Below are 18,176 nucleotides of genomic sequence, written 5' to 3'. Positions count from 1 at the left end.
CGCTGTTCTAGGCCCTGTAAACGCCGTATTGGCCCTTCTTGCCCTTCGCCCCGATGACGTGCTCCTGAATGCCGAGCCTCTCGAACATCGCTCCGCATTTCTCGCACGGGTCGACCCGCTTCCGCATCTTCGCGCTGTCGTACGTCTCGATCGAGAGGCCTTCGTCCTGGAACTTCTTCTTGATGCGCCGGTTCACCTCGGCGTCGGTCTGCTCGGGGGTCATGCGATCCTGAACGCGCACCTTTTTCTGCTCTTTCATCACGTCTCTTCGGATGTTGTCCCCCATCACCGTCAAGACCTGCGCCTCCGCGCACGGCTTGTCGCTGATATGACCGGCGGGCGAGACCTTGCCTCCCTCGCTGGGGTTCCTTCCCGTGTACGGCTTCGTGCTGCCGTCTTCATCCACGTACGTGAGGACGTTGCCGTCCCTGTCGAGGATGCGGGAATAGATGAGCCCATCGGGATCGACGAGGGTCCACGGCTGGTTGCGCGCGTACCAGTAGGCGTTCATCTCGCCGTCGATCTCCGCGGGATCGGGCGAGATGTACCTCCCGAGATCGGGATCGTAGTAGCGGTGCCTGTTGTAGAAGAGCCCCGTCTCCACGTCCTCGTACTGCCCCAGGAAGCGCACCGGTGTCGACGCGCGGTCTCCGGCTTCGGACGTCACCTTCCCCCAGGCCGTGCGGAACAGCTCGCCCGCGACCTCACCTTGGCCATCCACGAGGCGCTCCGGAAAGCCCGTCATGGCTTCGTTCAAATAAAAGAGCCACGGCCCCACGACCGGCCCCTCCCCAGTGTGCCTCGTGTCGCGGTGAGCCCACGGAGCCCCGCTCTCATCGAAGCAGTAGGTGCGCTCCTCGGTCTTCCCCTCGGGGGTCGACGCGATCTCGTGCGCGAGGGTCATCGCGTCCCAGCAGAAGCGCGTCGTGCGCAGGAGGCGCACCTCACCGCCCTCTCCCCGCTGCCACACGGTCTTCTTCATCCTTCGCGCGAACGCATCGTACGTGAGCTCGACCGTCGTCCCGCCCGGCCCCTCGACCTTCGTGAGCATGCCGCTCGCCGACCAGGCATAACGCGTCACGTGCTCGTCCCCGGCAGCGCCTCGCGCCCTTTTCTCGATCAGCCGCCCCTGCTCGTCGTAGAGGAGGCGGGTGGAGCCCTTGGTCTCCAGCCGGCCCCCTTTCCCATAGCCGCGCTCCTCCGCCCCTTCGCCTCGCTCGTGAAGGTTTCCGGCGGAATCATAGCGGAAGAGCTCGACAGCAGAGGGCCGCCCGGCCGCGAGCCCATCGCGCGCCTCCTCAGGGATCACCGCCAGGAGCTGGCCGAGCGCATCGTGCTCGAAGCGCTTGTGTCCGAGATGCGCATCCCACACGGCCGCGAGGTGCCCTGCCGAGGTATACTGGAACGCCTGATCCACGGTCACGTTGGCCCTTTGGGGCCCGACCCACTCCGGCTCGCCTGGCCGCATCGCGACCGGGCTGGATGACGACGACACCCGCCGTGTAACGAGCCTGCCGAGCGCATCGTGCCTCGTGTCGATGCGGCCTCCATCGGGCAGGAGGGTCTCGACCGTGAGTCCCCGTTCGTCGTGGCACGAGAGTATCTCGTGCCTGCCGTCGAGCCGCGTGCGCGTGCGGCGCCCGGCCTCATCAAAGGCCCATTCCACCACGTGACCACGGGACGTCGCCCTCCGGAGCGCAGTCCCGACCCGATCGCAGGTCACCTCGATCTGGAACGCCTCGCCGTCCACGACCTGCTTCTCCCCGATCACCCATCCGACCGCGTTGCGTCGAAGCTCGACCGTGCACCCGCTCCCCTCCGCCAGGATCACCTCGCCACGGCCGTTGTAGATGAACCGCTCCTCGGCCCCGTCGTCGTAGATCTTCCTCACCACGCGCCCGGCGAGGTCGCGCTCGAGCGCGGTGGACTCGCTGCCACGGCGGATCAGGAGGACGCGCCCGAGGGCGTCGCGTTGATAGCGGATCTCCCGACCATCGAACGTCCTCTCCGCGATCGGGAGGCCGAGGGCGCCGACCTCGATCGAGTACACCTCCCCCTTCGCGTTGTGGATCTCGACGAGTCGCTCCTGCCGGTCGTACCGGAGCTGAACGACGCTCCCGTCCGGCAGGATGGCGTCCGCCAGCGAGCCGGTGCCTCCGCGCACGAGGCGGGTCGTTCGACCGTCAGCGTCCGTCACGCGGATGAGGTTCTCGTCACCATCGTAGTCGTAGCGCGTGACAGCGCCGTTCGGCTCGCGTACCGCGAGGAGCAGCCCCTTGTCGCTGTAGGAGAACTCGGTCACGCGCCCGCCCTCGTCGCGCTCCGCCGTGCGCCGCCCGAGCTCGTCGTACGCAGCCGTCCAGCGCGCGCCGGAGGCGCGGATCACCTCGACGAGATTGCCGTGATCATCGTGACGGTAACGTGTCTGATGCCCCGTCGGGGCCACAGTCGATTCCATGAGGCCGCGAGCATCGAAGCGGACCTCGAAGGTCGCGCCGATCGGATCGGTCCAGAAGATCGCTCGCTCGGCGTACGTCACCTCCGTCACGCCCCCTTCCGGATCGATGATCTTGCGGATATCCCCGTTCCGCAGCCGCTCGATCAAGGTCTCGTTCCCGAGCGGGTCCACGATTCGCGTCTCGTTGCCGAAGATATCGCGCGTCCAGCGGGTCGTCGCTCCGAGCGGATCGGTGAACGAGCTCAGGTGGCCCCGCTCGTCATACGTGCGCGTATACACGCTCCCGGCCGTGATGGCCTTGTCGACCTTCCCGTGCGCGTTACCGAAGTAACGGTGAAATGTGACTGCGTCTGTGGCCTCCGAGTAGCCATCGGGATAGAAGTCGAGCCGAACGTGGTGGATGCCCTTCGCCGGCGTCTTGCCGTCCGACAGAAACGCCGGGACTGAGGCGGCGAGGCACGGATCGACCGCGCCGGGGTAGTCTGCCCATGTCTCGACACATCGTCCGGCGGCGTCGTATCGATAGTGGAATGTGAGCCCAGTCGGCCTCTGCTGCCAGACGAGCCGGTGGTCGTCGTCGTAGCCGTACTTCGTGCTGTGTCCGTCCGCGTCGGTCACCGCCACGAGATCGCCGGCTTGATCGTGCTGGTAGCGCGCGAGGACGAGCGAACGCCCCCCGGACGCGCGGCTCACGAACTCGATCTGGCCGATACGTCCCGCGGACGCCGGTCGAAGCCGCAGGACGCGCCCCACGCTGTCGGTGACCTGGGCCAGGCGGCCTTCGACATAGGTGAGGGCGATTCGGTTGTTGAACGCATCGACCTGCGCAGCGAGGCGGAAGCGATGCTGCGTACCGGCGGCCGGATCCGGCTCGAACAGCAGGCGGTCCCCGTCCGGAAAATCGAGGGAGAAGCCGTCGCCCTCCCGATGGAGGATCCAGCCGTGCGGGCCGATCACGCCGGAGTCCCGCGGAACGAGCCCGAATTCCTCCTCGATCCCGTCCGCCGTGACGACGATGGTGGTCCGCCGGCGAAGTTCGATCGCCCATGCGAGGCTGTGGCTCCATCCGAAGCCGAGGCCGACGTCCCGCTCACGCGCCTGGCTCCCGTACGACCGGACGAACTGGAGGGGCAGGGGACCCGGGAGGTCGACGTCCGTCTCGGGGACCGTGAACACTCGGCCGGTGACCACATCGACCGGCTCGCCCTGAGCGATTCTTCCGCTACCGCTGCTTCCATGGTGGTTCGGGCAGCTGCCGCCGTCTTTACCGGCACCGCACGCGTTTTTCCCACCGCCCTTGGCCTTGTCGCCGCCGTTCTTGCCGCCGGCCCCCTGTCCTCGCCCCTTGCCGCGGCCCGAGACTCCGCCACGCCCGCCGGAAACAGCGCCTCCGCCCATGACCAACACACCTGGGTTCATGCCAGGAATTGCCGGGATGTTCGGGACAGGGGCGGTGCGAGCCATGACGGGAATGCTGCCAGAACTCGAATGTAACCGTCAATCTCGCCGCCCCGCCGCGTCGAACGCGACGGCTCCGCCGCGATTCGCGTGCCGCGCTCGCTCCAGCGCGTGCGCGGAATGTCTCCCGGCCCGGGCGCGAGCGTCCGCAGGGTCAGCTGGGTGCCTCGCGCGCCGTAGACGCGGCCCGCACGCTCAGCGCACCACGAGCGCCGCGCCGAAGGACGCCGTCGCGACCAGCATGGTCACGATCGGCAGAGGCGGAAACGCGCGGACGGCGATGGCCAGCAGCGCCAGCGACACCGCCGCGTTCAGCGCCACGACACCAGGGAGCGCGGCGAGGGCGGGCGCGGCGAGCACGCAGACGGCGCCGTGCAGCGCGAGCACCAGGCCCATGGCCACGCTGAACCCCCTGAAGAGGCCGAGCAGGTCGCGCGACAGCCCCATCATGGTCATCCGGTGCGCCCGCGTCGCGCCGAGGACCGCGGTCTCCGCGGCGGGCGTCGCGGGGCGACCGAGCAGCAGCGCGGTGATCGCGAGGTGCCCGATCCCGGTGACGACCCACGCCCACACGCCCACCTGAAACAGCACCTGTGCACGGCACCTCATGACAGCCCTCGCTTCTTTGCCGCCGGTCCCTGGCGGGTGCGCTCCACATGCTGCCGTGCGGACCTGGAGCACGGCCCTGGAGATTTCACTACTGCACCGAATGGTCTCACCGGCCGACCGCGCTGGGCCGCCGTCGCGCCCGTCCTCCGCGCCGCCGGGCAATCCGTCAGCCCCCTTGCCGCCGACGCTCGAGAGCCCGCCGTCCGCCTCGCTGGGGCTCGCCGCCGTCGCCGCCCTGGCCACCGTCGGACGTCTCGATCTCGCTGTCGCGCACGGTCACCCCGGCGTGTAGCGCGACGAGGCCGATGCTCGGGTAGCAGGACGACGGAACGGAAGATGGCGAGCCGGAAGGGAGAAAGGCACCCGAGACGGCGACGGGGCTGCGCAGGAGACCACCGGGGCTGCGCAGGAGACCATCGGGGCTGCGCAGGAGACCATCGGGGCTGCGCAGGAGACCACCGGGGCTGCGCAGGAGCCGGACGGTTGTAACAAAGGACACCAATCGAGGCGCCCAGGAGGGGCACGGGGCCGCGTAGGACGGCGGCGACTGTTGCATAGGACACCAACGGCGGTGCGCAGGAGGGCGCCGGGGCCGCACAGGAGGGCGCCGGGGGCCGCACAGGAGGGCGCCGGGGCCGCGCAGGAGGGTGCCGAGGCTTGCGCAGGACGGCCGACGGCGGTGCGCAGGACGGCCGACGCGGCCGCCCCGGGATCGAGCACGCCGTGGGACTCGCCCTGGACCGGCGTGCGCATGGCAAGCGTTGCCTTCATGGCAAGGTTTGCCAGCCCCCCGGGAGGCAAAAGCGGCAAGGACTGCCATCACGCGCCGATGCCCGCGCCCCGGCCGCGACGAGGCGACCGCTCCCGCGCTCCGCCGGGACGGGCGCCTCCTCGTCGCGCCGGAGCGTCACAGGCCAGATCTCCGTGGCACGCTCGTTGCGATGTCTCGTTGCGATGTTGCGATGTTGCGATGTTGCGATGTTGCGATGTTGCGATGTTGCGATGTCGATGGGTGTACGCCGAGCGAGGTGACGGCGCCGCTCCCATCACGGATCGGCTGCTCGTCTCGCATCCACATCCGACATGCTCCGCGTCGCGCAAGCGTCGCCGGAGCTGCGTCGCAGGCGGCGGGGGGCGGCACGCCCCATGGGACCGGGAAAGCTGCCCGGCCACTCGGCCCCCTCCGTCCAGGAGTACGAGAAAGCCGCGCGCTACATTGCCGTACTGAAGAACACTTGTGCGGACTTCTTCGATATCGACGCTCTGTTCGACTCGCACCCCGAGTGCTCCACGGTCTTCGTGGGCAAGGTGGCCGATGGCGACGAATGCACCGATGACAAGCCAAGGAGATTGCAATGAAATGTGACTTTCGCACCGGTTGGCTCGTGTCGATGATGGCCCTGTCCACGCTGGTGGTGGCGTGCAGTGACAGCGGCGGCGGGCCGAGCAGCAGCGGTGGCGGCAGCGGCGGCAGCGGCGGCAGCACCGGCACCACCATGGTCGGCGACGGCGGCAGCGGCGGCAGCGGCGGCAGCACCGGCACCACCATGGTCGGCGACGGCGGCAGCGGCGGCAGCACCGGCACCACCATGGTCGGCGACGGCGGCAGCGGCGGCAGCGGCGGCAGCACCGGGACCACCATGGTCGGCGACGGCGGCAGCGGCGGCAGCGGCGGCAGCGGCGGCGGCGAAGCGGAAGGCCCGAGCGCTATGCAGGCGTGCTTGGCTATCTGTGAGGCGCACAAGCTGTACGGCTGCGATCCGCCGGATCTTGACTGCGCCCAGAGCTGTGGCGTGGTGGTCGTCCCGCTGTCCCGCCCCGCGTGCGAGGACGAGCTCGTCGCGTACTATACGTGCTGGCTGCCTGAAGCCTCCACCTGCAAGGAGGGGTTGCCCGCCCACTGCCAGGACGAGAAGGACGCGTACGGCGCGTGCGTCGACACTCACGGTTGCTACGACCTGAAGTGCGAATACCCGCACGGCCTGGAGGGCAACGAGTGCGCGTGTTCGTCCACGTGCGTCACCAAGAAGCACGAGGTCAAGTGCGGGCCGTCCGAGGACGGCACGACGATGTGCTCGTGTCTCGTCGAGGGCGTCGAGGTCGGGACGTGTGAGGGCGCGCCCAGGGAGGTGTGTCACCTCACGCAGGGCTGTTGCCAGGAGTTCTTCAACATCCCCTGACCGCTCGTCTCCGCTCACCGCTCCTCCCCGCCGCACGCCTCCACGTCGTGCCGCGCCCCCGGCGTCCGGTCCCCGGCCACGGGGCGCTCGTTGACCGACTATGGTCGATGGCGCGCGTGTCGAGGCATGCGCGTCCGCCTACCTGGACGACTGGCGAACATCACGCGCCCGCCGCGATCGCATCCTGGAGGCGCGGGAACTCGGGCTTGAAGCCGAGATCTTCGCGGATGCGGCGGCCGTCCAGGAGTACCTCGAAGGCTCGGGCCGCTTCGCCGGCCGAGCCGTCGGGCGGTGGGGCGCCGACCGACGCGAAGAGGGTGGCGAGGTCGGGGGCTTCGTCGTCGACCACGTTGTAGATGCGGTGCGAAGGCGATGCGGCGTCGAGCACGCGCGCGACAGCCTGCGCGACGTCGGCGTGATGAATCACGGCCATGCGCTGCGACGGCGGCCAGCCGCGCATCATCGGGATCGCTTCCTCGATGTGCGGATCACCGTCGCCGTAGACGAAGGGGAGGCGGAGGACGCGCACATCGAGGCCCTCGAGGGCGAGGAGCGCGCGTTCGGCGGCGAGCTTGCTCGCGGGGTAGCCCGGTGGCGGCGCGCAGTCGTCGCCCTCGCGGGCGAGGCGGCCGCCGCTCGGTCCGTAGACCAACCCGGTGCTGGTGAAGACGAAGCGCTTCACGTTCGCGGCGCGGGCGGCGGCCGCGAGTCGTTGCGTGCCGAGGTCGTTGACGGTGTGCGCTTGTTCCGGGGTGGCGCCGCGGAAGAAGGCGGCGCAGTGGACGACAGCGTCGATGCCGCGCACCGCGGGCGCGAGCGAGGCTTCGTCGAGGAGATCGCCCTTCACGATCTCGACCTGGTGCTCGCGCAGCTCGGCGGCGCGGTTCGGATCGCGCACGAGGGCGCGGACATGATCGCCCCGGCGGGCGAGGCGCTTTGCGAGACGGCTTCCGACCTTTCCGGTCGCTCCGGTGACGAGGATCTTCATGACCGCGATGCTAGCGACGCGCGCGGGTCGGGAATTGGAAGAAGCGGACAATGTCGCGCGCGGGCATGCGCGATCGGCGCGCACGTTCGTCCTCCGGTCCTGCACGCGAGCACCCGCCGCCATCGCCTCGGGGCGCGCCGGTCATCCAGGGGACGCGGGTCACGCTCCGCACGCTGCTCGCCAGGCTGTCGGACGGCGACTCGATCGACGACATCCTCACCGCGGGCGAGGGCGGCGCCTGAACGCAATCTCATGATGCCGCTGTCCTCGCGGCGATGCAGACCGCCTGCTCGCTCGTCGGTTGGGGTGGCCGAACGAGCGTTGCCTGGTCTGCCGCGGGCCGGTACGATCCACGAGCTTCATCCCCGAGGCCTGTGCATGAAACCGAGCGTCTACGTGGAAACCAGCATCGTCAGCTACCTGACCGCCAGGCCGAGCCGCGATCTGGTGCGAGCGGCGCATCAAGAGGTGACCGGCGAGTGGTGGGCAGGGCGCGACGCCTACGACTTGTACGTCTCGCAGCTCGTGGTCGACGAAGCTTCGGCGGGCGACCCCGGCGCGGCAGCGCTGCGGCTCCAGGCGCTCGGCGACCTGCCGCTGCTGGAGCTCACGCCGGAGGCTGTCGGTCTCGCCCGGCAGCTCCTTCTCGCCGCCGCCCTCCCGTCCAAGGCAGCCGGCGATGCAGTTCATATCGCGCTCTCCGCGGCGCACGGCATGCGCTACCTGCTCACCTGGAACTGCGCGCACATCGCGAACGCCACGATGCGCCCCAAGATCGAGGAGATCTGCCGAGCTGGTGGCTTCGAGCCTCCGATTATCTGCACGCCTCTGGAGCTCGTGGAGGAGTAACATCATGCGCTATTCCGATTCCATCATCGACGAGGTCCGTGCTACCCGCGACGCCATCGCCAAGGAGCACGACTATGATGTTGATAAGCTCGCCGAGGCGCTCAAGGCGCGTGAGGCCAATAGCGGGCGGAAGATCGTACGCCTGCCACCGCGCGAGGTGACGGTCGTTCGCAAAGTCTCGTGACGAAGCGATGCCCGGCGCCCCCCTTGGACGCCGCGCCGCACACGCCGAGCCCGCCCCAGCGGCCGCCGCCTTCGCCGCCGCCCTGGCCCGGCGTGCCCCGGCCGCCGTCGCCGGCCCAGTCCGCTAACAGCACGACACGGCGCCTCGCAGCCCGCACGGCCTCGACGATCCTGCGGCCGAACAAGAGGTGATCCTCGCCCGAGATCCTCTTGCCCTGCTCGGGCCTGAGAACGGTGGGCGGAGGTGAATGCATGACTACCCGATGGGACATCGAAGGCACTCTGGCGCGTTGGTTCGCCGTCGACGCAGATTCCCAGCTTGGTGTCTTCACTGGACCGTACGCGGCGTGGCCTGCGTCGGTGTTCGATGACTACCAAGCGGTCGAGGCGGCCGACGAGTTCCTCGCATCCGCTCCCCTCACCACGGAGGCCGTCGTCAGTGCTCGGTTGCGCGCATCAGGGGCGTCTCCGACACTCCCGTCGCTCGAGGCTTCCTGTGGCCTCTACTCCTTTGATGCAGACCCCGGTTACGGGGGACAGACGGTCTACTACCTCGACGCCGCACCCGTACGCCCTCTGCTGGAGCCCGCGGCGCCCCCCGTCCTTCGTCGCGCTGCACGCCTTGTCTGCCTCTCAAGCATCCGATTTGCCACCGTCACGCAGATCGAGCTTTCCGGCCTCGTCCCGATCGTGGTCGACGGTGGTTGAGCCTGTGCCCATCCCGGCGGATCTCTCGCGGCACGGTGCGGCCCAACTCGGCGGCTGCTGCCGGCGGTGCACCAGCGCCGCGCTGCGCGCGGCCCAGGTGCCCCACGGCAGAACCGCAGTCGTTGGGCGGGTAAAGACCCGGGTAGGGTCTTTCAGGCGCAGGTTCCGGCACATCGCGCCGGGTCGATCCGGCGCCTGCCGGACGTGTTCGTCCGGGCCGCGCGCACCGGCCGGCCTCGGGCATCGCGCGTGACGCCGGGGAGCTCTGACGCTAGACTGAGATCGCCGGTAACGGAGCAGGAGGAAGCACCGTGCGAGCCGCCAAGATAGCCATCGTCATCCCCGCAGACCGTCGGGTAGAGCTGCAGGTACCCGCAGACCTTCCAGAAGGTCCAGCGGAGGTGATCGTTCTTATCACCTCCTCGCAGGCGGCCGCGCCACGCGACAAGCGGGCAGCGCTTGGCATGGATCGGGGCAAGGTTCAGATCTCCGATGACTTCGACGCGCCGCTGCCGGAGGACCTACAGCGTGCGTTCGACGGCGAAACATGAAGCTGGAAAGGCGAACCCTCGAGCAGCTTGAGGCGGCGCTCGATGCCGTCAGCAGAGACCTGGCCCCGCGCGTCGAGGAGCTCGCGCAGAAGAGCACCGAAGGCGCGCTCACCCCGGACGAGCAAAGGGAATACGCAGAGATCGTCCGCTTGAACGATAGGCTCAGCCTCCTCAAGCTCGAAGCCGAGGAGTTCTGGACGATACGCGCGGCTTCGTGAAGCTCTCGAATGATATGCGGGAGACGGTACAGCGGCGCGTCCAAGGCGCGTGTGAGTACTGCCGGCTTCCTCAAGAAGCTTCAAGCTCGTGGCCCTGAGCGGGGGCGTCGAGGTGCTCGAGCCCGACGAGAAGGAGGCCTCGCCGAGCCTTCGCGCCGATTCCTGCGCAACCGCGCGGCCGCGCTGGTATCAGGGCCGTCATGACGACGATGCGCGCCAAGCGAACGGTCTCGGCCCCTCGTAGAGCGCCCGGCGCGGCCGCTCCAGCGGTCGCTGCCCCGCGTGCGGCGCAGGAGCGAGCCCATGTGCTCGACGTCCCGTTCGCGATGCGCGCGGTCGCGTCCGCGAGCGGCGCGCGCTGGGACGCGGAGCACGGCGTGTTCGTCGCTCGCGCAGAGACGCTCCCGCCGGCCCTCGCGCCGTTCCGCGCCGCGCCGTACTCGTGGGAGCGACGCATCGAGCGCGAGCTCAACGACGACCCGGCGCCCGCGCCGGCCGCCCCCGCGGGGGCGATCGTCCTCCGCCCGCACCAGCTCGACGGCGTGCGGGCCATCGCGGCCGCGAAGGCCGAAAGGCGCGCCGGGTTCCTCCTCGCCGACGACGTCGGCCTCGGCAAGACGATCACCGCCTGGGACGCGGTCCTCCGGATGCCGGGCGTCGCGACGGTGCTGATCGTCTGCCCGCTCGCCGTCGTCGCGCACTGGCGCCGCACGGTTCAGGCGATGGGCGACGCAGGCAAAGAGATCGTGATCATCAATTATGATCGGCTCGGCAAGCTCTTCGAGGTGACCCCGGAGGCGCGGCGGAGGATCCGATCGAAGAAGGGCCTCGCGCGCGCCGGCAGCGCCGCGGAGTTCGACGTGGTGATCTGGGACGAGAGCCACCGCTGCAAGAACCCGGCGGCGGCGCGCTCCAAGCTCGCGGTGAAGCTCAACGCACGCGCAGGGTTCGTGCTGTGGCTCTCGGCCACCGCGGGGCAGAACCCGCTGGAGCTATCGTATCTCGCGCCGCTCCTGGCGAGCGCGACAGGGAGCCGCTCCGCGGATCTCAAGGACTTCGAGCAGTGGTGCGAAGGCCAGGGGCTCGGGGTCACGCGCGGCGCGTTCGGCAGGTGGGACTGGCGCGGCGATCCGGCGGACTGCGAGAAGGTGCGCGCGCTCCTGTTCGACGGCCGCCCCGCGGTGGGGATGCGGCGCCGCCCGGAGGACGTGGCCGGCTGGCCCGAGATCAACCGCATCCTCACGCCCATCGAGCTCGACGCCTCCGCGCGCGAGCTCTACGCGCAGGCGTGGACCGCGTTCCGCCGGGAGATGGAGCTCGTGCCGAAGGGCGCGAACCCGAGGTCGGCGCTCGCCGCGACGCTGCGCCTGCGGCAGAAGAGCTCGCTCATCCGCGTGGCGGGCACCGTGGAGCTCGTGCAGGAGCTGCTCGACAACGGGCATCAGGTCGCGGTCTCCGTCGCCTTCCTGGAGACGCTCGAGGCCGTGCAGGCCGCGCTGGCCCGCGAGCGCGTCGCGTGCGCGCTGATCCACGGCGCGATGCCGGCCGGCGAGAAGGAGGCCGAGCGCCTCCGCTTCCAGCGCGGCGAGCCGCGCGTCGTGCTCTTCACCGTGGAAGAAGGGATCTCGCTCCACCAGGGCGAGCACAACGAGGTTCCGCGCTCGGAGGTGATCCACGATCTGCGGTGGTCGGCGATCCAGATGGCGCAGATCGAGGGCCGCTGTCACCGCGATGGACGTTTTGCGCAGGTCTACTGGGCCTACGCCGACGGTACCGTCGAAGAGAAGATCGCCGCGATCGTGTGCCGCAGGATCCAGTCGATGAAGGCGATGGTCGGCGATGACGTCGAGACGATGCACGAGATCGAGCGGCTGCTCGCCGGAGCCGATTGAGGCGCGTCACGCGCTGAAGCCGTGGTCGTCCCCGTTCCCGTTCCATCGAGCCGCCGGGCGCGGGGGCGAGCGCCGCGGCGCCGCCCGAGGCGATCGGGCCGTCCGAGGCGATGGGGCGACGGCCGCGCCGCTCGACGCAGCGGCCGGAGCCGCGGCGCCGGCGAGCGCCGAGGCGAGCGCCTCGGGCGCCGGCTGGAGCGCGGCCGAGGGATCCGGCGCGCAGTCGCGGCACCCGGACGCGGCGAGGACCAGAACGAGCGGCAGTGAACGACACACACGCATCGGTCGCGCAAGATAAAGATAACCGGAGACCGCACGCCAGGGCCCGGTCAGCGCTCCTCGAACACGTACTCGTGCTGTGCGTCGCGGAGCACGAGCGTGCGCTTCGGCCCGGCGCCGACCACGAACTCGAGCCCGACAAGGCCGGGGACGATCGTCAGGAACGAGATCGAGCCGTCGGGGTTCTTGCGCGATCCGACCTCGCTCTTCCAGTCGCCGAAATCGAACACCGTCGCGGCGCCGGCCCGCGTGACCGCGACCTCGCCGAGCGCCGCGTTCGCGTAGCGCGGCGCGAGCTTTCCGGTGTGCGCAGGGTCGGCCGGCACCGTGAGCAGCTTGCGCTCGGCCGCGAGATCGTCGAAGAATTTCTTGCCCTCCGCCGCGATCTGCGCGTCCGCCTCCGGCTCGCCGTCGAACAGCGCCTCGAGCAGCTTGCGGCGAAACACCGTGCGGATCAGCCAGCCCGGATCGCCGTTGGTCAAGATGACCGCGCCGACGCCGTGCTCGGGCAGCCACAGCATGTCGCTGTGGTAACCGATCATGTCGCCGCCGTGGTGCACGACGGGCACGCCGTAGGTGCGGTCGACCGTCAGCCCCATCCCGTACGTCGCGTCGTTGCCGATCGCGATCTGCGGCGCCCGCCGCGCGAGCAGCGCGTCCTTGGAGATGTACTGCGCGCCGCTCGGGAGCTTGCCCTCGGCGAGCTCCATCATCACGTACTTGAGCATGTCATTGACCGTGCTCCACCCGCCGCCCGCCGGGCGCACCGGGATGATCGAGTCGTTGATGGTGTTGATCGCGAGCGCCGGCTTGCCGTCGATGTCGGGCGCGTGCGCGACCGCGGAGTTGCCCTGCTGGGCGCGGGCGAAGTCGAACGTGGTCGCCTTCATCCCGAGCGGATCGAACACCAGCGCCTGCATCGCGCGGTCGTACGCGGCGCCGAGATCGAGCTTCGGGTATGCGACGTGGCCGCCGATGAACCCGGCCGCCGCCGCGAGCAGGTTGGAGTACTGGAACAGCTCGCCGAACTGGCTCGTCGGCTGCATCGTCCCGAGGACCGCCATCGCGCCTTCAGGCTTGATCTCCTTGAACTGCAAGAGCCACTCCAGATCCTGCCGCGGCATGCCCGTGCACGCGCAGATGAGGTGCTTGACCTGCACGCGCCTCGTCGTGTCCGCGTCACCGAGCTTGAAGCTCGGGAGCGCGTTCGTCGCCGGCGTCTCCCACGTGAGCTTCTTCTCGTCGACGAGCTTGGCGAGCATCAAGGTCGTCAGCGCCTTGGTGTTCGACGCGATGATGTAGCGCGTGTCGGCGTCCACAGGCGCCTTCTTGCCAAGCTCGCGCACGCCGAAGCCGCCGGCGAACACGACCTTGCCGTCCTGGATGAGGCCGACCGAGACGCCGGGCACGCCGAGCTGCTTCTGCGCGGCCTCGACGAACGCGCCGAGCGCGGCGATCCGCGCTTGATCGAGCTTGTTGGCCGCCTTGCCCGCGAACGACTCACGCTTGCGGCCCTTCGGCAGCAGCCGATCGAAGATCGCCGTGACCTGGCCGCCCCGCTTCTCGCCGACAGGCTGGGTCATGTCGTGGATCACCACCGTCCACGTGCCGCCGGCGAGCATGGTGCTGGCGAAGACATCGCGGCGCTCGTTCGGCGACGTCTGGTAGACGTACGTGCGCCGCTTCGACCAGCCGTCCTTATCGGGCATGTCGTTGGCGACCTTGAGAGGCCACCTCGCGTCGGGCCGGTACGCCTTCCACGCCGCCGCGACGGCCGCGTCGGCGTCGCTCGCCTTCACGTCGACGATCGCGATATGCGAGTCGCCCTCCGGCGGCTCGAGGATCGTCGCCGGCTCGCGGACGGTGATGCCCCACCCGGCGGGCGCGATGAACGTGTTCCCGGCGACGGTCGTCTTCGGCGTGTCGGCGGCGAGCCGCTCCAGGGTCGGGCCCGGGGTGACCGGCGCCGCGCTCGGGGCGAGCGGCGCCGCCGCGCTGGAGACGACCGTCGCGGGCATGGGCGCAGGCGTGACCGCGGCTGGCTCGCTCGAGCCACAGGCGGCGAGGAGAGACGAGGCGAAGAGGCAGGTGAGAGCTCGCATGGCGAGCACCGTACCATCGCCATTTCACGGCGAGGTGCGGGTTGCGTGGACCCTGGCCCCGAGCCGCGCGGACATCCCTAGAGCGACAAACGCGCGCGCGATGCTCTTGCAGCGCGGCGGCTGGGGGCTCGCCGGGGACGCGCGGGCCGACAGGCGTCGATCATTCATGGGGGCATACCATCGTCTCCGGCGCGCTCGTATCGTCGTGCAAGACGATGTCCGAGAAGACATTGTTCTCCGGATAGAAGAGCACCTCCTCGCCTTCCAGGCCCGACATCCAGCATTGCTGCTGGATGGACTTCAATTGCCTCCCGCGCGATCCGGTGCACCGAGCGAACTCGCCTCCGTTGATCGTGACGTCGCTGGCCTGAACGATGATCCCGGGGTAGGCGCCCGATGTGCGACGTAGATAATTATCGAAGATGATCGGGTCATCCAGCGTCACGGTGCCGACCCGGAGCGCGCTCGCGGGCAGCGACACCTTCGACTGCAGGTACACGCCGGAGTACCCGTTGCCCCAGGACCAGAGGTCCTGGAGCTCCAGATCGGTCCCCGCCTGGATATGCACACCATGGTTCCCGTTGTAAGCGGTCCTGACGCCCTCGAGGTAGATCCGCTCAGGACGTTTGTCCGGAATGGGGCTCGCCATCACGACCCCAGAACCGCCGTTGTGGTGAAAGTAGCTGTCCTGGACCAAGACATCGATAGGCTTGGTGCTAGGATTCGAGTCCTGTGCGGCAATCCACAGCCCGTGCCCACCATACGCTGCACCACCATTGCGAGGATGAATCAGGCTATGGTGAACCTCGCAGTTCCGCACGGTCACGTTGGAGGTGATGATCTTGATCCCGGATGCCCCGACGGGGCCGTTGATGTTTCTGATCTCGCAGTTCTCCACGTCGGTGTGGGGCATGGGCTGGTCGCCGGTGACCGTGGACAGGTAGATGCCGCCCTTCGGTACGCCGTCCACGATCACGTTCCGGATCGCGCCCCAGGACCCCAGGCCGAAGGTGATGCCATCCAGGTTGGGTGGCTTGCACTGAGGCAGCTGAGCGGGGGAGGGAGCGTACCGCATGATGATGTTCTCCACCTCGCAATTCGAGCAGCTGTTGACCCGGATGCCGCTGTTGGCCTGGATCCAGGGGCCATCCGTGAGCGCGATCTGGAAATTGCGGATCCAGATCCCCGAGACACCCAGTTTGTTGATCTGGATCGCCCCGGGAAACTGCTCCGGATTGCAGGGGACGGCCACCAGGGTCGCGGTCCCGGGATCGCCAGGGACGGCGTCCGGAGACAGCTCCGGCCCCTCCAGGGTCATATTGCTGTGCTCAGGTCTCAGCGGCGTGCGCAGCACGTAACGCCCGGCAGGAAAGTACACGGTGCGCCTGGTCGTCGGCTGCGACGCTGCGCATTCGATCGCCTTCGAGATGGCCGGGCTGTCATCGACGTCGTCGCGTTGATCAACGGCGGGATTGGCGGAGAAGTCCGCTCCTACCGGTCGCGTCAGGTAGGGCAGGACATCGACCACGCCATCCACGACGGACCCTGGTAGACAGCAGCCTCCATTCGTGCACCCGTTCGAAGTCTCATGCAGCTCTTCGTTTCCCAAGCAGACATTGCCGGGGAGGCAAAAAGGTCCCTTGCAGAGCGGCGGCGGATTCGGGGCAGCCGTGGGGCAGGGATCGTTGCTGTCATCGTCTATCGTGAACGGTTGCACGTCGTACGGTGCATCGAGGCCGCAGAAAGACGGGTCCTCGGTGCTCTCGACCGCCGAAGGGTGATAGCCCCAGACAGCGCTGGAGCCGGAGCTGCCCGTGGACGCTGCCGCCCCGGCTGGGGCGGAGACGAGCGCGAACAGGCCATAAAGAAAGGTCTTCGTGATCCGCTGCATGGACAGCATACGTTTCCTGTCGTTGGGTGAGCGTCGGCGCTCGGTTTTCCGGGCCTCTTGCGGGGCAAGAACCGCACCACCCGGCCGGCCTGATGCACCGGGCGGCCGACGAAGCGCCGACGCCCCGATGAGGCTGCGGGAGGGCATAGGGGCTCGTCGTCGAGCGCAGCTGCCCCTCGAACCATGTGAGCGCCAGGCGGAACGACGAGGAGCAGGCGGGCCGCTCCTCTGCCGGTGCCAGCGTGCCAGCGTGCCAGCGTGCCAGCGTGCCAGCGCAGCGGGACCCGACCCAGCCGTTGCCCGCATGGCTCTCCGGCCTCGGATCGGATGGAATCGATCACGTCAGCTCGAAGGGGACAAGCCGTAAATCCTTGACATCTGCGAAGCAGTATGGCTGTCCTATCCCCCTGCAACGATGCCAATTTATAGATCCTGAGCTGGCAATACAATCGAAGGGACGAGATCCATGACCACTTTGCCCAGAGGCCCCACCAACAACATCCTGGTGAACATTCAGGGGATGCTCGACCCGATCGGCTACACGCTGCGCATGCGGGAGCGCTACGGCGATCCGATGTCGTGCCCGAAGATGAACGGCAAACCGGTGCTGGCCACCGGCAGCGTGGAGGGGCTACGCTCCGTGTTCGCGGTGCCGCCGGAAAACCTCGACCAGATGCTGGGCGAGAGCTTCACCGCGGCGATGGGAGAGTCGTCGCTGTTCGCGCTCTCGGGCGCGCGGCACACGGCCATGCGCAAGCTGCTCATGCCGCCGTTTCACGGGCAGCGCATGCGCCTGTATGGGAAGCAGATCTGCGACCTGGCCCTGCAGCACTCCCGGGACCTCAAGCCGGGCCAGCAGCTGGTGGCGCAGGATCTCATGCACGCGATCTCGCTGCAGACGATCGTCCACCTCGTGTTCGGAGTCACTGCACCGGCGGAAGCGGCGCGCCTCGAGAAGCTGCTCGAGGAGCTGCGCAAGAGCTTCTCCTTCGGCCTGACCATCACCCTCGTGATTCCCTGGCTGCGCCGGGAGTTCCGGGGCATCGGCCCGTGGGCGCGCAGGCAGCGCGCGACCCGCGACCTGCGCAGCTTCCTCGATCCGGAGCTCGCCCGCCGCCGCGCCGACCCCGCCGAGCGCACCGATATCCTGAGTCTGCTCCTGGAAGCCCGCCAGGAAGACGGGACGGCGCTCAACGACCAGCAGATCTTCGAGCAGCTGCACACGCTGCTCTTCGCGGGGCACAGCACGACCGCGGGCGCGCTCACCTGGGTGCTCTATTTTCTCGGACACGCGCCCGCCGTGTTGCGCCGGCTGCAGGACGAGCTGACGGCGCTGGGCGCGGATCCGGAGCCCGAGGCGCTGGCCAAGGCGCCGTATCTGGAAGCGGTGTGTAACGAAACGCTGCGCCTGCGCCCGCCCAGCCCGGGGGTGGGACGCAAGCTGAATGCGCCGATGCAGATCGCGGGCTACGAGTTGCCGGCCGGAGCAGGCGTGTTCGCGCAGATCATCTGGGCCCACCACAATCCCGCGGTATTTCCGGAGCCGGAGGTGTTTCGTCCCGAGCGATTCCTGGAGCGAACCTATTCCCCCTTCGAATTCCTGCCGTTTGGCGGCGGGAATCGGCGCTGCATCGGGGCCGCCTTTGCGCTGTACGAGATGAAGCTGGTCCTGGGCACGCTGCTGCGGCGCTACAGCTTCGAGCTCGTGTCCAGGAAGCCGGTGCGGGTGGGGCTGCAGGGTATGCCCGGCTCTCCCGTGCGCGTGATCGTCCGTTGAACCCTGCCGCAGCGAACTCTACCGAGTTGCGCC

General features: G+C 68.9%; 15 protein-coding genes. 10 read left to right on the top strand and 5 right to left on the bottom strand.

Annotated features, from left to right (window positions below):
• Nucleotides 1–7 precede the first annotated feature (7 nt).
• Together WME96_RS26200 and WME96_RS26195 are read right to left on the bottom strand one after the other, a co-directional pair.
• Nucleotides 8–3,856 (bottom strand): RHS repeat-associated core domain-containing protein, encoded by a 3,849-nt coding sequence (locus WME96_RS26200; protein WP_437284326.1) that lies wholly within the window; start codon nt 3,854–3,856, stop codon nt 8–10.
• A gap of 255 nt (nt 3,857–4,111) precedes the next feature.
• Nucleotides 4,112–4,525, bottom strand: coding sequence for an LIC_13387 family protein (locus WME96_RS26195; RefSeq protein WP_437284325.1), 414 nt, complete (start codon nt 4,523–4,525; stop codon nt 4,112–4,114).
• 1,146 nt (nt 4,526–5,671) lie between these two features.
• Between WME96_RS26195 and WME96_RS26190 the strand changes: the two genes are divergently transcribed.
• On the top strand, nt 5,672–5,884 hold the full coding sequence (locus WME96_RS26190) for a hypothetical protein (RefSeq protein ID WP_437284324.1): 213 nt from the start codon (nt 5,672–5,674) through the stop codon (nt 5,882–5,884).
• The gene (locus WME96_RS26185; protein WP_437284323.1) at nt 5,881–6,705 is read left to right on the top strand and encodes a hypothetical protein; all 825 of its coding nucleotides are present in this window, start codon (nt 5,881–5,883) and stop codon (nt 6,703–6,705) included. The genes WME96_RS26190 and WME96_RS26185 overlap by 4 nt, the downstream gene beginning before the upstream one ends.
• Before the next feature lie 160 nt (nt 6,706–6,865).
• Here WME96_RS26185 and WME96_RS26180 read toward each other — a convergent pair whose 3' ends face one another.
• Nucleotides 6,866–7,693, bottom strand: a complete 828-nt coding sequence (locus tag WME96_RS26180; RefSeq protein WP_437284322.1) for an NAD-dependent epimerase/dehydratase family protein — start codon at nt 7,691–7,693, stop codon at nt 6,866–6,868.
• A 50-nt stretch (nt 7,694–7,743) separates the two neighbouring features.
• On the opposite strand from WME96_RS26180, the gene WME96_RS26175 reads away from it, so the two are divergent.
• The 7 genes from WME96_RS26175 to WME96_RS26145 all read left to right on the top strand — a co-directional run bounded on the left by WME96_RS26175 (nt 7,744) and on the right by WME96_RS26145 (nt 12,094).
• Nucleotides 7,744–7,935: a DUF433 domain-containing protein gene (locus WME96_RS26175; RefSeq protein ID WP_437284321.1), complete on the top strand. Its 192-nt coding sequence runs from the start codon at nt 7,744–7,746 to the stop codon at nt 7,933–7,935.
• A 136-nt stretch (nt 7,936–8,071) separates the two neighbouring features.
• Nucleotides 8,072–8,542, top strand: coding sequence for a type II toxin-antitoxin system VapC family toxin (locus WME96_RS26170; RefSeq protein ID WP_437292355.1), 471 nt, complete (start codon nt 8,072–8,074; stop codon nt 8,540–8,542).
• Between the two features lie 4 nt (nt 8,543–8,546).
• Nucleotides 8,547–8,726: a hypothetical protein gene (locus WME96_RS26165; RefSeq protein ID WP_437284320.1), complete on the top strand. Its 180-nt coding sequence runs from the start codon at nt 8,547–8,549 to the stop codon at nt 8,724–8,726.
• A gap of 251 nt (nt 8,727–8,977) precedes the next feature.
• Nucleotides 8,978–9,433: a hypothetical protein gene (locus tag WME96_RS26160; protein WP_437284319.1), complete on the top strand. Its 456-nt coding sequence runs from the start codon at nt 8,978–8,980 to the stop codon at nt 9,431–9,433.
• A 311-nt stretch (nt 9,434–9,744) separates the two neighbouring features.
• Nucleotides 9,745–9,984 (top strand): hypothetical protein, encoded by a 240-nt coding sequence (locus tag WME96_RS26155; protein ID WP_437284318.1) that lies wholly within the window; start codon nt 9,745–9,747, stop codon nt 9,982–9,984.
• On the top strand, nt 9,981–10,202 hold the full coding sequence (locus WME96_RS26150) for a hypothetical protein (protein WP_437284317.1): 222 nt from the start codon (nt 9,981–9,983) through the stop codon (nt 10,200–10,202). The genes WME96_RS26155 and WME96_RS26150 overlap by 4 nt, the downstream gene beginning before the upstream one ends.
• Before the next feature lie 305 nt (nt 10,203–10,507).
• The gene (locus tag WME96_RS26145; protein ID WP_437284316.1) at nt 10,508–12,094 is read left to right on the top strand and encodes an SNF2-related protein; all 1,587 of its coding nucleotides are present in this window, start codon (nt 10,508–10,510) and stop codon (nt 12,092–12,094) included.
• 329 nt (nt 12,095–12,423) lie between these two features.
• On the opposite strand, the gene WME96_RS26140 is transcribed toward WME96_RS26145, so the two are convergent.
• Nucleotides 12,424–14,475, bottom strand: coding sequence for a serine hydrolase domain-containing protein (locus WME96_RS26140; RefSeq protein ID WP_437284315.1), 2,052 nt, complete (start codon nt 14,473–14,475; stop codon nt 12,424–12,426).
• A gap of 160 nt (nt 14,476–14,635) precedes the next feature.
• Entirely contained in the window at nt 14,636–16,375 is a 1,740-nt protein-coding gene (locus WME96_RS26135; RefSeq protein WP_437284314.1) for a glycosyl hydrolase family 28-related protein, read from the bottom strand.
• Between the two features lie 457 nt (nt 16,376–16,832).
• Between WME96_RS26135 and WME96_RS26130 the strand changes: the two genes are divergently transcribed.
• Nucleotides 16,833–18,143: a cytochrome P450 gene (locus tag WME96_RS26130; protein WP_437284313.1), complete on the top strand. Its 1,311-nt coding sequence runs from the start codon at nt 16,833–16,835 to the stop codon at nt 18,141–18,143.
• Nucleotides 18,144–18,176: the final 33 nt, after the last annotated feature.

The organism is Sorangium sp. So ce406, from assembly GCF_051474675.1.
Lineage (GTDB): Bacteria > Myxococcota_A > Polyangia > Polyangiales > Polyangiaceae > Sorangium > Sorangium cellulosum_G.
The sequence above is the reverse complement of the archived record's forward strand: the minus strand, read 5'-3'. Positions and strand labels throughout refer to the sequence as shown.

Excerpts from the sequence above, each read along its gene's own strand:
- WME96_RS26200 (WP_437284326.1), bottom strand. The coding sequence starts at position 3,856 with ATGGGCGGAGGCGCTGTTTCCGGCGGGCGTGGCGGAGTCTCGGGCCGC.
- WME96_RS26195 (WP_437284325.1), bottom strand. The coding sequence starts at position 4,525 with ATGAGGTGCCGTGCACAGGTGCTGTTTCAGGTGGGCGTGTGGGCGTGG.
- WME96_RS26190 (WP_437284324.1), top strand. The coding sequence starts at position 5,672 with ATGGGACCGGGAAAGCTGCCCGGCCACTCGGCCCCCTCCGTCCAGGAG.
- WME96_RS26185 (WP_437284323.1), top strand. The coding sequence starts at position 5,881 with ATGAAATGTGACTTTCGCACCGGTTGGCTCGTGTCGATGATGGCCCTG.
- WME96_RS26180 (WP_437284322.1), bottom strand. The coding sequence starts at position 7,693 with ATGAAGATCCTCGTCACCGGAGCGACCGGAAAGGTCGGAAGCCGTCTC.
- WME96_RS26175 (WP_437284321.1), top strand. The coding sequence starts at position 7,744 with ATGTCGCGCGCGGGCATGCGCGATCGGCGCGCACGTTCGTCCTCCGGT.
- WME96_RS26170 (WP_437292355.1), top strand. The coding sequence starts at position 8,072 with ATGAAACCGAGCGTCTACGTGGAAACCAGCATCGTCAGCTACCTGACC.
- WME96_RS26165 (WP_437284320.1), top strand. The coding sequence starts at position 8,547 with ATGCGCTATTCCGATTCCATCATCGACGAGGTCCGTGCTACCCGCGAC.
- WME96_RS26160 (WP_437284319.1), top strand. The coding sequence starts at position 8,978 with ATGACTACCCGATGGGACATCGAAGGCACTCTGGCGCGTTGGTTCGCC.
- WME96_RS26150 (WP_437284317.1), top strand. The coding sequence starts at position 9,981 with ATGAAGCTGGAAAGGCGAACCCTCGAGCAGCTTGAGGCGGCGCTCGAT.
- WME96_RS26140 (WP_437284315.1), bottom strand. The coding sequence starts at position 14,475 with ATGCGAGCTCTCACCTGCCTCTTCGCCTCGTCTCTCCTCGCCGCCTGT.
- WME96_RS26135 (WP_437284314.1), bottom strand. The coding sequence starts at position 16,375 with ATGCTGTCCATGCAGCGGATCACGAAGACCTTTCTTTATGGCCTGTTC.
- WME96_RS26130 (WP_437284313.1), top strand. The coding sequence starts at position 16,833 with ATGACCACTTTGCCCAGAGGCCCCACCAACAACATCCTGGTGAACATT.